This window comes from Hydrocarboniphaga effusa AP103, from assembly GCF_000271305.1.
Taxonomy (GTDB): Bacteria; Pseudomonadota; Gammaproteobacteria; order Nevskiales; family Nevskiaceae; genus Hydrocarboniphaga; species Hydrocarboniphaga effusa.
The window spans coordinates 966,296-980,460 of the sequence record NZ_AKGD01000001.1 but is presented as its reverse complement, the minus strand read 5'-3'; the positions used below and the strand labels follow the sequence as shown (position 1 = coordinate 980,460).

16 protein-coding genes are annotated in these 14,165 nt (G+C 66.5%); 9 read left to right on the top strand and 7 right to left on the bottom strand.

Translation table 11 applies throughout. The features are described 5' to 3' along the window. Positions 1 to 7: 7 nt before the first annotated feature. From WQQ_RS04345 to WQQ_RS04335, 3 genes are read right to left on the bottom strand one after another with little or no spacing between them, the layout of a single operon-like run. Complete coding sequence (locus tag WQQ_RS04345) at positions 8 to 895, bottom strand: SDR family oxidoreductase (RefSeq protein WP_007183853.1); 888 nt, start codon at positions 893 to 895, stop codon at positions 8 to 10. Next, positions 892 to 1,326 carry a PaaI family thioesterase gene (locus tag WQQ_RS04340; RefSeq protein ID WP_007183852.1) on the bottom strand — a complete coding sequence of 145 codons (435 nt, stop codon included), beginning with the start codon at positions 1,324 to 1,326 and terminating at the stop codon, positions 892 to 894. Before WQQ_RS04340 ends, WQQ_RS04345 begins: the two co-directional genes overlap by 4 nt. Continuing rightward, positions 1,323 to 2,237 (bottom strand): SDR family NAD(P)-dependent oxidoreductase, encoded by a 915-nt coding sequence (locus WQQ_RS04335; RefSeq protein WP_007183851.1) that lies wholly within the window; start codon positions 2,235 to 2,237, stop codon positions 1,323 to 1,325. Before WQQ_RS04335 ends, WQQ_RS04340 begins: the two co-directional genes overlap by 4 nt. Before the next feature lie 150 nt (positions 2,238 to 2,387). Here WQQ_RS04335 and WQQ_RS04330 point away from each other — a divergent pair, with 150 nt between their 5' ends. Genes WQQ_RS04330 through WQQ_RS04305 form a run of 6 tightly spaced genes read left to right on the top strand, consistent with a single transcriptional unit; the run spans position 2,388 to position 7,583 of the window. After that, positions 2,388 to 3,218 carry an SDR family NAD(P)-dependent oxidoreductase gene (locus WQQ_RS04330; RefSeq protein ID WP_007183850.1) on the top strand — a complete coding sequence of 277 codons (831 nt, stop codon included), beginning with the start codon at positions 2,388 to 2,390 and terminating at the stop codon, positions 3,216 to 3,218. A 1-nt stretch (position 3,219) separates the two neighbouring features. Beyond that, a complete protein-coding gene (locus WQQ_RS04325; RefSeq protein WP_007183849.1) occupies positions 3,220 to 4,002 on the top strand; it encodes an SDR family NAD(P)-dependent oxidoreductase in 783 nt (260 codons plus the stop codon). Continuing rightward, positions 3,999 to 4,751, top strand: a complete 753-nt coding sequence (locus WQQ_RS04320) for an SDR family NAD(P)-dependent oxidoreductase (RefSeq protein ID WP_007183848.1) — start codon at positions 3,999 to 4,001, stop codon at positions 4,749 to 4,751. The genes WQQ_RS04325 and WQQ_RS04320 overlap by 4 nt, the downstream gene beginning before the upstream one ends. A gap of 31 nt (positions 4,752 to 4,782) precedes the next feature. Next, positions 4,783 to 5,949, top strand: a complete 1,167-nt coding sequence (locus tag WQQ_RS04315) for a sulfotransferase family protein (RefSeq protein ID WP_007183847.1) — start codon at positions 4,783 to 4,785, stop codon at positions 5,947 to 5,949. Next, a complete protein-coding gene (locus WQQ_RS04310) occupies positions 5,946 to 6,725 on the top strand; it encodes an enoyl-CoA hydratase/isomerase family protein (protein WP_040453008.1) in 780 nt (259 codons plus the stop codon). The genes WQQ_RS04315 and WQQ_RS04310 overlap by 4 nt, the downstream gene beginning before the upstream one ends. A gap of 9 nt (positions 6,726 to 6,734) precedes the next feature. Next, complete coding sequence (locus WQQ_RS04305; RefSeq protein ID WP_007183845.1) at positions 6,735 to 7,583, top strand: SDR family oxidoreductase; 849 nt, start codon at positions 6,735 to 6,737, stop codon at positions 7,581 to 7,583. Here the strand turns inward: WQQ_RS04305 and WQQ_RS04300 are convergent. From WQQ_RS04300 to WQQ_RS04285, 4 genes are all read right to left on the bottom strand, one after another. Further along, positions 7,555 to 8,376 carry an SDR family NAD(P)-dependent oxidoreductase gene (locus WQQ_RS04300; protein WP_007183844.1) on the bottom strand — a complete coding sequence of 274 codons (822 nt, stop codon included), beginning with the start codon at positions 8,374 to 8,376 and terminating at the stop codon, positions 7,555 to 7,557. The genes WQQ_RS04305 and WQQ_RS04300 overlap by 29 nt on opposite strands. 142 nt (positions 8,377 to 8,518) lie before the next feature. Next, complete coding sequence (locus WQQ_RS04295; protein ID WP_007183842.1) at positions 8,519 to 9,031, bottom strand: nuclear transport factor 2 family protein; 513 nt, start codon at positions 9,029 to 9,031, stop codon at positions 8,519 to 8,521. A 28-nt stretch (positions 9,032 to 9,059) separates the two neighbouring features. Continuing rightward, the gene (locus WQQ_RS04290; protein ID WP_007183841.1) at positions 9,060 to 10,286 is read right to left on the bottom strand and encodes a hypothetical protein; all 1,227 of its coding nucleotides are present in this window, start codon (positions 10,284 to 10,286) and stop codon (positions 9,060 to 9,062) included. Between the two features lie 9 nt (positions 10,287 to 10,295). Beyond that, positions 10,296 to 11,489 (bottom strand): sulfotransferase family protein, encoded by a 1,194-nt coding sequence (locus WQQ_RS04285; RefSeq protein ID WP_007183839.1) that lies wholly within the window; start codon positions 11,487 to 11,489, stop codon positions 10,296 to 10,298. Positions 11,490 to 11,742: 253 nt separating this feature from the next. Here WQQ_RS04285 and WQQ_RS24195 point away from each other — a divergent pair, with 253 nt between their 5' ends. The 3 genes from WQQ_RS24195 to WQQ_RS04275 are packed head-to-tail and all read left to right on the top strand — an operon-like array spanning position 11,743 to position 14,151. Beyond that, complete coding sequence (locus tag WQQ_RS24195; RefSeq protein WP_157534498.1) at positions 11,743 to 11,907, top strand: hypothetical protein; 165 nt, start codon at positions 11,743 to 11,745, stop codon at positions 11,905 to 11,907. Beyond that, positions 11,904 to 13,337 carry an MFS transporter gene (locus WQQ_RS04280; RefSeq protein WP_007183838.1) on the top strand — a complete coding sequence of 478 codons (1,434 nt, stop codon included), beginning with the start codon at positions 11,904 to 11,906 and terminating at the stop codon, positions 13,335 to 13,337. The genes WQQ_RS24195 and WQQ_RS04280 overlap by 4 nt, the downstream gene beginning before the upstream one ends. 46 nt (positions 13,338 to 13,383) lie before the next feature. Then, positions 13,384 to 14,151, top strand: a complete 768-nt coding sequence (locus WQQ_RS04275; RefSeq protein ID WP_007183837.1) for an SDR family NAD(P)-dependent oxidoreductase — start codon at positions 13,384 to 13,386, stop codon at positions 14,149 to 14,151. The last annotated feature ends 14 nt before the right edge of the window (positions 14,152 to 14,165 follow it).

Sequence of the window (14,165 nt, the reverse complement as noted above, 5' to 3'; positions counted from 1 at the left end):
GCTCTCCTCAGCCGTCGACGCGGAACTGCTCGGGAACGCCGAGCGGCCAGTTGGTGCCCCAGCACTGCATGCCGCCGTCGACCTGCAGCACCTCGCCGGTGATGAACTTGCCGCTCGCCGCGCACAGGTAGATCACCGCTTCGGCGATGTCCCAGACGTCACCTCGCCTGCGCAGCGGGTTGCCCTTGCCTCCGCGCTCGATGGTCTCGGGCGGATACTGGTTGAGCCCTTCGGTTTCGATCGTGCCGGGCGCGATGCAATTGACGCGGATGTCGAGCGGAGCCCATTCCACCGCGACCGACTTGCTCAGGTAGGCCACGCCCGCGCGCGCCGCGGCCGTATGCGCGGACTGCGGAATGCCGCGCTTGTAGTTGGCGATGATGTTGACGACGCTGCCGGCCTGCTTGCGATCGCGCCAGCGCCTGGCGGCCGCCTGCATCATGTACCAGGTGCCGTTGAGATTGGTGTCGACGACCGCGAGCCAGCCTTTCACCGAGAAGTCGATCGCGTTCTGCGGAAACTGCCCGCCGGCGCTGTTGACGAGCGCATCGATCTGCCCGTGGCGTTCGAACAGTTCGTCCATGAGCCTGTCGACGCGCTCGGCGTCGCGGATCGTCATCGCATGGCATTCGAACGATTTGCCGAGCAGGCGCTGCGCATCTGTGCTCGCGCGCTGCAGCTTGTCCGCATCGCGTCCGCAGATGATCACGTTCGCCCCGAGGCGGGCCGCGAGAAACGCGGTGGCGCGCCCCATGCCGCTGCCGCCGCCCGAGACCAGCAGCGTGCGTCCCGCGAGCAGTCCGGGCGCATAGACGGTGGGCTGCTCGGCGAGCTGCTCTGGCGTGAAGCCCCAGGCGCGCGGAGCCATTGGCTGTACGTACTGCGTCGAGCTCATGACGAGGAATCCGGTGTGAGATAAGTGCCGGTGCCGCTCGCGAGCAGGCGCTGCTGTTCGTCGCTGACGACGATACGCACGCTCGAGAGCGGTCTTGTGGAATGAAGGATTTCGGCGCGCGCGATCGCCTCTCCCGAAACGAAGGGACGCAGGTAATCGCTGCGCAGATCGACGGTCACCGCGGGCCGGCCGTGCAGGCTCGCGAGCGCGTAGGAGCCGGCGACGTCGATCAGCGAGGCGATCGCCCCGCCGTGCACTTCGTCGCGATCGGGCCGGCCGCCGAGGTCGGACTTCCAGCGCAGGCGCAGCTCGATCGATCCGGCCTCGGCCTGCGTGACGACGAGGCCGAGCCAGGCGTTGAACGGCGAGGCGCGCAGGCGCGCATTCATCGCTTCGATCGACATCGCGCAGGGGCGACGATCGGCTTTCACGCGTTCGGCATCCGCCCCGGCCCCGGCCAGGGTTTCCATTCGGTGTAGCGCTGCAGTTCCTGGGGCTGGTTCTCGACGAGCCGTGCGGCGTCGGGGTTCATGAATTCGTCGTAGTGCCCGGCAATCGCCTCGGGCGTCGCCTGCGCATCGAACCAGCCGTGCGTGTTGAACCAGGCCGTGCGCGAGATGCGCCCGCCTCCGCAGCTGAAGACTTCGCCGCTGGCCTGCACGGCTTCGGAGAGCAGGAACAGGGCCGGAGCCGCGATCAGCGCGGGCGAAAAGCCCTGGTCTATCCAGTCACGGAAAGGCCCGGGTGGAATGCGCGCGGTCATCGCGGTGCTCGCGACCGGCAGCATCGCGTTGACCTTGATGTCGAGCTCGCGGCCTTCGCGCGCATTGTCCTTGGTCAGCGAGATGAGTCCGCCCTTGGAAGCCGCATACGCCGCGCTGCGGCCCATGCCGAGCGCCGCGTTCGAGGCGATGTTGAGAATGCGGCCGTAGCGCTGCTTGCGAAGACTCGGCCAGGCCGCGTGCGTGAGGGCGTAGGGGCCGAGCAGATTGACCTGCAAGACGCGCAGCACGTCGTCTTCCGCGATGTCGGAGAAGGCCCCGGGCGCGGAAGTGCCGGCGCAGTTGACGAGCAGATCGAGCCGGCCGAAAGCCTGCATCGCGTGATCGACGATCCTGCGTCCGGCCGCAAAATCGCCGACCGCGGTTTCGTCGCCAACCGCGACGCCGCCTGCAGCGCGTATCTCGGCGGCGGTGGCCTGCGCTTCCTGCACGTCGTTGACGAGAACCCGGGCTCCGCGAGCCGCGAGCGCCGCAGCGATCGCGCGCCCGATGCCGCTGGCCGCGCCGGTGACGATCGCGACGCGATCGCTGAAATCGATGACCCCGATGGCTGTCGTCATGTCTTGTCCGCGCCGATCTTTCGAGGCGATCGATACGTGTCGATCGTCGTATGGTGATTTCCCCTTTCAATAGTATACCATTTAGGAAGCGACCGGCGACGCGATCGCGATCGACCGAAAACACGCGCCGTGCGAGCGCGAGGAGAAAGAATGGCTTCTGGCGACATGGCCGACGATGCGATTCCGCGAGGACGCTTGCGCGGCAAGGTGGCGGTCATTACGGGCGCGAGCTACGGCATCGGTCGCGGAGTCGCACTGCGATTCGCCAGGGAAGGCGCGCGACTCGTGCTCTGTTCACGCACCGCTGCTCGCGCCAGCGACATGCTCGACGCGTTGCGTGCGATCACGCCGGCCGTGCATTACGTTCCGGCAGACGTCGGCATCCGGTCCGAGATCGAACACGTGATCGCCGAAGCGGTGCGCGTCTACGGGCGCGTCGATGCCTTGATCAACAACGCGCAAACGGTGATGCCGTGGACACCGCTGGAGGACAAGCCCGACGACGACTGGCAGCAGACGCTGCAGTCGGGCTTGCAGGCGACGCTGTGGGCGATGCGCGCCGCGTTCCCGCTCATGAAGGCGCAGGGCGGCGGACGCATCGTCAACTTCGGTTCGATCTTCGGTGTCAACGGTAGCCGTTGGGCGGCCGATTACGCGGCCTGCAAGGAGGCCATACGCGGGCTGACGCGCACGGCCGCGAACGAATGGGGCCGCCACGGCATCACCGTCAACGTGGTGTTGCCGGCTGCCGAAAGCGACGCGACGAAGTCGTTCAAGCAGAACCATCCGGCCGCATACCAGCTCATGCGTGGACGTGTTCCGTTGCATCGGCACGGCGATCCGGAAGCCGACATCGGCGGCGCGATCCTCGGCCTGGTCGCGGACGAAGGCCGCTTCATCACGGGCGAGACTTTCTTCCTCGACGGCGGACTCGGCATTTCGCGGCCGGTGCAGGCGCATCAGCCGCACCTGAGGCACTGACATGAGCGGACTGCTCGAATACAAGGTCGCGCTCGTCGTCGGCGCGGGACGTCATCCGGGGCTCGGCATCGCCCAGCGATTCGCGCGCGAGGGTGCGAAGCTGCTGCTGATCGATCGTGACGAAAGGGCCTTGAAAGCACATGCCGGGACTCTCGGCGCGAGCGTCTTCGTCGCCGCGCCGGGCGACAAGCGCGCTTTGCTCGGCGCCATCGCCGAGGCGATCGCGGTGCATGGCCGCGTCGACATTCTCGTCAACGCGGCGGCCGAAGCTCCGCGCTGGCAGCGGCTGGAAGCGATGGACGACGCCGACTACGACGCCGCATTCGCGCAAGGCTTTTCGGCCGCGCGCTGGGCCATGCTCGCGGTGCAGCCGTCCATGCGCGAACAGGGCGGCGGACGCATCCTCAATCTCGGTTCGGTCTACGGCGAAAACGTGGCCGAATACATCGGCGCCTACGCGGCCGCGGCCGAGGCCTTGCGGGCACTCACGCGCACGGCCGCGCAGGAGTGGGGCGCCGACGGCATTCTCGTCAACGTGCTGATGGCGAGCGTCGACGACGAGCGCTTTCGCGACTACGCCCAGCGTCATGCAGAGCACGTCGAGCGCAGCTTGCCACTCGTGGCCCTGCAGCGCTTCGGCGATCCCGTCGAGGACATCGGCGGCGCCGCGGTGATGCTCGCCGGCGAAGATGGCCGCTACGTCACCGGCAGCACGATTCATGCGGACGGCGGCTATCACATGGCCGGCCCGGTTTACGTTCCGATTCTGGAGACGATCCCATGACGGCAGCGCTGGCGCGGCGTTTCGAGAACAAGGTCGCGCTCGTCACTGGCGCCGGCGCGGGCATTGGACGCGCGGTCGCACTGAGGCTCGTCGAAGAAGGGGCACGGGTGTTCGCGGTGAGCCGTGGAGACAATGTCGACGAACTCGCCGCCCTGCATCCGCAGCGCATCATCGCGCACCGTGCGGACGTGGGCGTTCCCGAGCAGATCGAGGCGATGGTCGCGGCCTGCGTCGAACGCTGCGGCCGCATCGACGTGCTCTGCAACAACGCCGGAATTTCGCATGGCGGAACGCCGCTGCACGAGATCGATCTCGTGCTCTGGGACCGCATCATGGACGTGAACCTGCGCGGGGCCTTTGTCGTGCTCAAGCACGTGCTGCCGGTGATGATGCGTCAGCGCAGCGGATCGATCATCAACATGTCGTCGGTCGGCGGCATGCGTCCGGCCGTGGGCTCGGCGGCGTACATCGTCGGCAAGGCCGGGCTCAACATGCTCACCAGGATCGCGGCGCTCGAATACGTGGACCACGGCATCCGCATCAATGCGGTCGCGCCGGGCACCATCCGCACGCCACTGGTCGAACGATCGGGAGCCGCCCTGATCGAATTCAAGGAATCGGTCACGCCGATGCACAGGCTCGGAACACCCGAGGAAATCGCCGCGTTGACCGCTTTCCTGGCCTCCGACGAGGCCTCGTACATCACCGGTGCGATCTACGCGATCGACGGTGGACGCTGCGCCGAATAGGCCAGCACACGCGACTCATCCGGAGATTGGCATGACCCAGCAGAACCCGTCCTTCGTCGCCAGCGAAGCCGCCTTGCACGAAGCGGCCGCCAAGCGCAGCGGCATGCGCGATTTCGGTTCACAGGACTATCGTCTCGCGCTGCGCAAGCTGTTGCAGGCGCTCGACCAGGACACGCAGCTCACGCCCGAAGGCTGGCGCAAGTATTTCGACCGCATCGTGCAGGTGCTCGTGAGCCGGACCTGGTCGCAGAAGGGCTGGCGCGAGCATCCCGACAGCCTGTCCTACGAACTCAAGCCGCCGATCGTCATCACCGGCCTGCCGCGTACCGGCACCACCGCGCTGCATCGCGTGCTGGCCATGGACCCGCAGTTCCAGGGGCTCGAATACTGGCTCATCGACAATCCCATGCCGCGTCCGCCGCGTTCGGAGTGGGACGCGAACCCGTTGTTCAAGCGTGCGGTCGACGAACTCGAAACCCTGTATCGCGAAGTGCCGGCGATGAAAGCCGCGCATCCGATCATCGCCGACGAGGTCTACGAATGCCTGCTGCTCACGCGCCAGGATTTCCTCTCGATCGACTGGACCACGAACGCGAACATCCCGAGCTATCAGCAATGGTGGCTCGAGCAGGACACCGAGGCGATGTGGCGCCGCTACCGCGACAACCTGCGCCTGATCGGCCTGCATGAGCGCGACAAGACCTGGCTGCTCAAGAATCCGGCTTCGTTGTTCGGGCTCGCCGGATTCATGAAAGTGTTCCCGCAGGCGACGATCATCCAGACCCATCGCAACCCGATCACATCCGTGGCCTCGGGCGCGAGCCTTGCGCGCATGGCCCGCATTCCGTACGAAGGCGCGGACACGAGCCGCACCGCCGCCGCGCGTCGCGAAGTGGATCTCTGGGGCCGCGGCATCGAAATGGCGATGGAGGTGCGCAGGCAGTATCCGGACCGCTACGTCGACGTCTACTTCTCCGATTTCGCGAGCAAGCCGATGGACACGATCGAGCGCATCTACGCGGGTTGCGGACTCACGCTGAGCGATGCGGCGGCCGCGGCGATGCAGCGCTGGCTCGCCGAGAATCCGCAGAACAAGCACGGCGAGCACAAGTATTCGCTCGAAGGCACCGGTATTACGGAAGACGATATCCACCGCCGCTTCGAGCCCTACATCGATCTCTACGGGCTCGCCGCATGAGTCAGGTGCGCTGCACGATCGCGGACGGTGTTTGCGAGATCCGGCTCGATCGCCCCGAGAAGCTCAACGCGATCACGCCGGGCATGTGGATCGAGCTCAACGAAGCGCTCGATCGCGCGGAAACCGACGACCAGGTGCGCGTGATCCTGTTCAGTGCGGCCGGAAAATCGTTTTGCGTCGGCGCCGATCTGAACGCGTTCAGCGCCGACAACATGGGCGACGAAGTGCCGTCCGGACTCGACAATCCGGGAGGTCGGCTGACGGCACGGCTGCCGCAGATCGACAAGCTCGTGATGGCGGCGGTGCAAGGCCATGTGATCGGCTTCGGCGTGAGCCTGGTCTTGCAATGCGATGTCGTGCTCGCCGCACCGACGGCCCGCTTCGCCTTGCCGTTCGTGCAGCGCGGCTTCGTTCCCGAGGGCGGAAGCTCGATCTCGCTCGTGCAGCGCGTCGGCTATCTGCGCGCCGCGCAGATGATGCTCGCGGGCGAGGCCATCGACGCATCCACCGCGAAGGACTGGGCGCTGGTGACGCATATCGTCGACGAAGCGGCCTTGCGCGAACAGGCGATCGAGACGGCTCGCCGCATCGCCGGATCGCCGCCGGGCGCCTTGCGGCGCACGCGCGAACTGCTGCGCAGGCCTTCGAACGAGATCGCCGAGCAGATGCGGCGCGAGTCCGACGCGTTCACCGCGCAGCTGCGCTCGGACGAGTCCCGGGAAGCGATCGCCGCGTTCCTCGAAAAGCGCAAGCCCGATTTCTCGCGCTTTCGCTGAGGGTCATTGATGAACGCCGAGCGCAAGCGCCTCGCGCTGATCACCGGCGCAGCGAGCGGCATCGGCTACGGCATCGCGCGGGCAGCGGGGCGAGAGGGTTTTCGCATCGTGCTCGCGGACATCGACGAATCCGCTTCGAAGCGGGCGGCGGCGAGCCTCGGCGCCGAAGGCATCGAGGCGCTGCCGCTTCGGCTCGACGTCGGCAGCGACGCCGCCTGGCAGCAGGCCTCGGAGCTCGTCGAATCGCAGGCCGCCGGACTCGATCTGCTCGTCAACAACGCCGGCATCACCGGCACCGGCCGCCCGGTCGCCGAGCTCGAAGCCGCGGAATGGCGGCGCATCATCGAGGTCAATCTGACCGGGCTTTTCCTCGGCACGCGAACGATGCTGCCGCTGTTGCGCAAGCCTGCGGGCGGAGCGCACATCGTCAACACCGCGTCGATGGGCGCGCTGCTTCCGTACGCGGGCGGCGCGAGCTACACCGCGAGCAAGGCCGGGATGCTCGCCTTCAGCGAATGCCTGCGCCAGGAGCTCGAAGGCTCCGGCATCGGTGTTTCGGTGCTGTTGCCGGCGCAGGTTCGCACCCGGCTGTTCGATACGTCCGCCGGAGCGCTCGATCCGGATACCGGCGACGCGATGTCGCGCCGCGCAGCGCAGGTCGCGAGCCTGCAGCGCGATGGGCTCGATCCGCTCGTGGTCGGCGAACGGGTGATGCGCGCGGTACGCGAGCGTGAGTTCTACGTGTTCACGCATCCGGAGCTCGAACCGATCGTCACGCAACGCTTCTCGGCCATGCTGACGGCGATGCGCGATCCGCCGCGTTCGGTCGTCAGCCCGCAGGCGCCGACAAGTTCGTGAATCCACCATCGACCACGAGTTCGTGGCCGTTGACGTAGTCCGCGGCCTCGCTCGCCAGAAACAGCGCGGCATTCGCGATGTCCCAGGCGGTACCCTGGCGGCCGGTCGGCGACAGCCGATGGCGCGCCTCGGTGTAGCGTCGGACTTGCGCTTCGTCGAGCCCCGATGCGAGCAGGCTGTCGCGTACCATCGGGGTGTCGATCATGCCGGGAACGACGCTGTTGCAGCGGATGCCGTCCGCCGCGAACTCGGCCGCGAGTGTCTTCGTGAGCATGCCGAGCGCGGCCTTGGACGCCGCATAGGCGTGCGGGGGCGCAGTCGTGGTGCGCAGCGCGGCGATCGACGAGACGTTGACGATGCGGCCATGAGCCTGCCGCCGCATGATCGGAACGACCGCACGGGCGGCCACGAACACGCTGCGCACGTTGACCGAGAAGCAGCGGTCCCATTCCGCCTCGTCGGACTCGAACAGCCCGCCGCGCGAACTGATGCCGACGTTGTTGACGAGTATGTCGATGCGGCCGAAACGGGTCTCGGCGAGCCGAGTCACGCGCCGCACATCGTCGCCGTCCGCAACGTCGGCGACGAATCCTTCGGCACGCAGCCCCTCGTTGCGCAGCTTCGCGAGGCTGTTGTCGAGTGCCTGCGCATCATGATCGACGAGCAGCAGCTGCGCGCCTTCGCGCGCGAGCAGCAAAGCGATCGCCTGACCGTTGCCGAGTCCTTCACCGCGGCAGCCGGCGCCGCTGACGATGGCGACGCGGCTTTCGAGCCGCTTGCCCGAAGTGCTCATCCGAGCGCGCGATCGTGCCGCCGTCGACCGGCAGCTCGAGGCCAGTGATGAACGAGGCCGCTCGCCGTCGCGAAGGCGAGCGCGCCGACCTGGCCGACGCCCGGGCCATCGACGAGCGCGGTTCGGCCCTCGAGCGAAACCTTCATCTCAGGCGCCGGACTTGAGCGGCGAGGGCAGGGCATTGGCGAGGCCGCGCTCGAACACGCCGCGATCGCCGGTTTCGAACAGCGGGAAGAAGCCTTGCGCGGTGATCTTCCAGCCGCCGTCCTCGCCCGCAGCGCGCACGAGGCCGTCCATCGTAGATGCCGCCGCAGCTCCAGACGTCCTGCCCGATGCGATGGTTCGAGACCACGTAGGCGCGCGACTTCGCGGTGTCGCCGTCCAGCGTCACGACGACGTTGGTGACCCTGTGCTGGGTGACGTCGAAGGCGTCGACGAGGCTCTTCCAGTACGGCATCAGCGTTTCGCGATCGATGCTGCGCACTTCGTCCTTGAGCGTGCTGCTGTAGTCGATGGTGATCCGCTCGGCGTAGCGCCTGCGGTAGCGCTCCCAGTCGCCGGGCTTGCGGCTGTCGCCGAGCATCGAATTGGTGACGATGAACTCGGCCACTTCCTGGCGGTCGAGCGCGGCTTGCAGGCGGTCCTCGAGCGGCATCTCGATACTCCCGTGAGCGCGAGGCGCGCTAGTAGTGATAGCGCCGCATGATCGCGGCGCGGCGCGCATCGATGTTGCGCTTGCGCTCTTCGCGGCTCACGCGAGGTGTCGCGGCCGGCAGTTCCTGGTGCAGGTCGGCGAGCTTGACCTTGCGCACGTCGGGAACGTTGACCTTGCTGGTCTTGTACCAGCGGAACTGCGCGATGCCGTGCAGGCATCCGATCGCGTCGAGCCAGTTCGGCACGCCGGGATCCTGCGTCGACAGCACGAGCCGGGCGTGGCCGTCGGCGTCGACGTGCGCCTGCGCGCCGTTCAGGCAGCTCTGGTGCTGTAGGTAATCCGCGGTGCCGCCCCAGACATCGCCGAGATGGATGTTCCAGTACATCGTCTGCGGAATCTCGACGTCGATGATGAGCGCCTCGTCGGCCTCGATCTCGTAGGGCAGCAGCAAGTAGACCGCGACCGGATGCGAGCCGCCCTTGGTGTTGACGTTGCTCTGGTGGAATCGGTTGATGCCGGTGCGCTGCGGATTCGTCGTGATGTGCGGCTGGAAATGCTCGACGACGAAATTCATGAGCCGCAGGCAGCCATCGAGGCGGCGCTCGAGTTCGGCTTCGGGAAGAAAGCATGGGCCGGCGGGAAGACCGTCGTGGAGTTCGATGTGCAGTTCGGCGCCGCGCGTGTTGACCCAGTCGTAATGCGTGTCACGGATCAGCAGCACGTTGTTGCGTGAGCTCGGATCGAGCTTGATCCAGTGCTTGCCGGGACCGGGATCGGTCGCCGAGAGGATGTATTCGAAGTTGCCGTCCGCGTCGAGGATGCCTTCGGGCTGGTAGTTGCCGAACACGGTCGGCTCGTCGTCGCACCAGTGGCTGCGGTTGACCTGGATGTCGAGCCACAGCGTGTTGCCGCGATGTCCCCAGACCCGATACGTGCGTGTGCCGTCGATGAAGGCCCAGCGATAGTGGAAGTCAGGGTTCGGCAGCGTCCAGGTGAAGATGTTCGGCTCGAAGGTGCTGTGCACGTAGAAAGCCGGGTACGTCTGCTTGGGCGCAAAGCAAGTGGTGAACGCCGAGGCCTGCGCGTTCATCAGAAAATAGTGCGCGGCCGCGTGTGTCTCGGGGCGCCACACCATCTCGGTTGCGAAGATGCGCTGGCGCAGCGCTTCGAGGCCTTCGAGATAGCGCTTCCAGGCCGCGTCCATTGCGGGCGAGATGGCGGCGCCCTGTTGCAGCTGCGATGTCGAAGTCGGCATGGTGACGCCTCAGCGCGCGGACGGCAGGCGGAAGCTTTCGTGCTTGCGCGCGTACCAGTCGAGATAGGGCTTGAACGCGGTGTCGATCTCGTCCGCGCTGTAGCCGACATCGGCCAGCGAATGCTTGTGCTTGCCGTGGCCGTGCGTCTTCTTGGCCTCGTTGTCCGCGTAGTGCTGCAAGCCGCGCTGCGTCGCATCGGTGAACGGCAGATCGAAGCGCGCGTAGAGGCGGCGCATGGTTTCGACCGGCTGCTGGATCAGGTCCTGGAACTCGATGTCGTAGAAGTGGCTGTCGACCGCCGGATCCTTGCGCGCCTCGACCATGCGGCGAGAGCCTTCGGCTTCGGCGGCGAGAAAGCTCGCGGCGACTTCCTTGGGATCGACCTGGTCGGACCAGAGCTTGCGCAGCTCGGTGATGTTGCTCGCGAGCGAGGACATGATCTGCGCGGGCGCGCGATGCGTGTAGAGCAGGATCGCGTCCGGATAGGTGGCGAGCAGGTCGGGCAGGAAGTGCGAATGCTCGGGCGTCTTGAGCACCCAGCGTTCGCCCGCGTAGTTCGCCTGCAGGTTCTGCAGGAACTGCTGGTGGAAGCCGTAGACGCCGCGCCAGTCGGCATCGTCCATCGCGTATTTGGCGAAGGTCGGAATGTTGATGTAGGCCGGGAACACCATGCACGCGAAGGTGTGCTCGAAGATGAAGCCGCATTCCTCGGGCAGCCGCGAGTCGAACGGATGCGTGGCCTGCAGGCCTTCGGAGCCGAAGCCGTCGCTCATGAGCTGGTTCTGCACTTCGGCGATGCGCGGATCGGTCTCGTAGGTGTCGCGGCTCGGCGGCGGAACCGAGCGGAAGATTTCCCACATGCGCGGAACGCGATGCGCCGGATCGAACGACAGCAGCGACAGCAGGTTCGATGTGCCGCTGCGCGGCAGGCCGAGGATGAAGATCGGCCGCGTGATCGTCTGCTGCGCGACTTCGGGGTGCCTGGCGCGCCAGTCGTAGATGCGCAGGCGGTTGCACAGCAGGCCGTCGATGCGGCTCAGCATGCGTTCGCGACCGAGATCGGACAGCCGGGCCTCGCGCTGCATGGTGTCGAGCAGCAGCTGCAGCCCGGTGCGGAAATCCTGCTCGCCCCACTGGTTCATGCCGGTGGTTTTCTCGGCGGCGGCGATGAGGTCTTGGGCGGTGACGGTACGGCTCGACATCGAATCTCTCCTCGGAATCGGGCGGATGGATCGCTCCGGGGCGGAACGTGGCTGCCGCTCTCGATCGAGCATAAATGGTGCACTCAATGAGTGCAACGCTTGAAGCGTTTCAGTCTGTTTAGGCGTTTTAAGCGCCATGGCCTTGACAATTGGTGCACTGTTAACAATGCTGCCGAACATAAGGAGCGGTCGCGCACGATGGGGATCCGGCCCTGGCGCCGATCCGCCGCAGGTGCCCTGTGAGGAGAGCGGAATGAGTCGCTGCACCCCCGATCCGACCGTGATGCCGGTCTCTGCCTTCTCGCCCGCGCAGCTGGCCGCGGGCCGCGGACGGTCTCGCGCGGTGATGTTGCCGAGCCTCGGTGAAAGCGCTTTCAAGTGGCGCGCCGTGGCCGCTGTGACGGAGCGTGGTTCGTGATCGCAATCCAGGCGCGCAAGCCGTGGGCCTTGATCGGCCTGCTCATGTACATCGAGACGATCGCGGCCTTCGAGGTCGCGATGATCTACGGCGCCATCGGCCTGCTCTACAAACTGTTCGGCGATCCGGTGCTGGTCGGCTGGGTCATCACGATCTACCTGCTCGTCTCGGCCTGCCTGACCCCGCTGATCGCGCGCCTGGGCGATCTCTACGGGCGCAAGCTCGCCGTCAGCTGCGTGCTCGCGGTTGCGACGGTGGGTTCGCTGGTCAGCGCGATGAGCCCCGATCTCATGGGGCTGCTGATCGGTCGTGGCCTGCAGGGTTTCGCGGGCTCGCTGTTGCCGCTGTGCTTCGGCCTGCTGCGCGAGCATCTGGAGCCTTCGAAGCAGCGCATCGGCACCGGCATGATCGCGGCGACCGCGAGCATCGCTTCGGGCGTCGGCACGCTGGTCGGCGGACTCATCGTCGATCATCTGCCCTGGCATTCGATGTTCTGGTTCGCCTCGGTGGCATCGTTCATCGCGGTGCTGCTGTCGATTTTCTCGCTGCCGCCTTCCAGGCCCGCCGCGACGCCGGATCGCAGGATCGACCTGATCGGCGGCACGCTCACGGTGCCGATGATCGCGCTGGTGATCTACGCGATCGGCCAGATCAAGTACTGGGGCTTCGGCGATCCGCGCATCTGGAGCATGATCGGTATCGCGGTACTGATCGGTGCGTACTGGTTCCGTCACGAATGGAAGCGCCCCGAGCCGCTCATCGATGTGCGTCTGCTCGGCAATCGTCAGGTGCTGATCGCCAACGCGGTGATGATCATGGCCGCCTATGGGGTTTTCCAGGTCGGGCCCTTCATCAGCATGCTCTTGCAGCAGACGCCGAAGGCCGGCATCGGCTTCGGCTTGTCCCCGACGCTGTCGGGGGCTTTCTTGTTCGGAGCGCAGGTCACTGCGCTGATCGGCGGCCCCATCGCCGGTCGCATCGCCGACAGGGCCGGCCCGCGCCGGGCCTTGCAGATCGGCGCCTTCATCGCCGCGGTGGGCTGGACCGGCATGTACATGGGCCAGCACTGGCTCGAGCTGCTCGTCGTCATGCTGTTCGTGCAGGGCATCGGCTCGGTGATGATTCTCGGTGCAACGCCGATGGTGCTCGCCGACGCGGTGCCGCTGGCACGCACGAGCGAGGCCAATGGCGTGACCGCGGTGCTGCGGCAAACCAATTTCGCGATCGCCACGCAGCTCTGCGCTTTCCTGCTGAGCCTGCACACGGTCGCGGTCGGCGATGCGCATTATCCGGGCTCCATGTCGGTGGGCCTGGCGTTCTCCATGCTCACCGCTGCGACCGTGCTCGGCTTCGTGGTGTCGCTGATGTTGCCGCGCGCCGGTCGTGCGACAGCGCCGGCGGTGCATGGCATTCCCGCGCGGTGCAGCTGAGCGCGGCATCGATCGTTTGACATTCGTTGCGACAGGAAGAATCAGCGTGACTCAATTGAAAGGCAAAGTGGTGATCGTCACCGGCGGTTCCGAAGGCATCGGCTTCGGCATCGTGCAGAAGCTGACGATGGAAGGTGCCCGCGTGGTGTTCTGCTCGCGCTCCGCGGAGAAGGGCGCGAAGGCGCTGCAGCAGCTCGCCGAACTCGGACTCGAGGCCGACTACCTGCAGGCCGATGTCGGCGTGCGCGAGCGTGCCGAGAGCGTCGTCGCGACGACGATCGAGCGTTACGGTCGCGTCGACGGGCTCGTCAACAACGCGCAGGCCGAATGGAAATGGGTGCCCGTCGAGGACAAGACCGAAGACGCCTATGACAAGGCGCTGTCGTCGGGCTTTCACGCCTCGCGCTGGCTCATGAACGCGGTGTTTCCGCACTACCGCGACCAAGGCGGCGGGCGCGTGATCAACTTCGGTTCGCGTCGCGCGGTGTATGGAGCCAAGCTCAGCGCCGAATACAACTCGACCAAGGAAGCGATTCGCGGGCTCACGCTGTCCGCCGCGCGCGAATGGGGGCGGCACAACATCACCGTCAACGTGATCTGCCCGGCCTGCGAATCGGCCGCCACCGTCGAATACATGAAGAACAACCCGGAAATGGCCGCGCGCACGCTGCTCGCCATTCCGATGCGCCGGCTCGGCAAGGCCGTCGAAGACCTCGGCGCGCTCGTCGCCGGCCTGCTGACCGAGGATGCGCGATTCATCACCGGGCAGACCTTCTTCGCCGATGGCGGCCTGCATCTCAAGCGCCCCGAATGAGCGCCCGGACACAA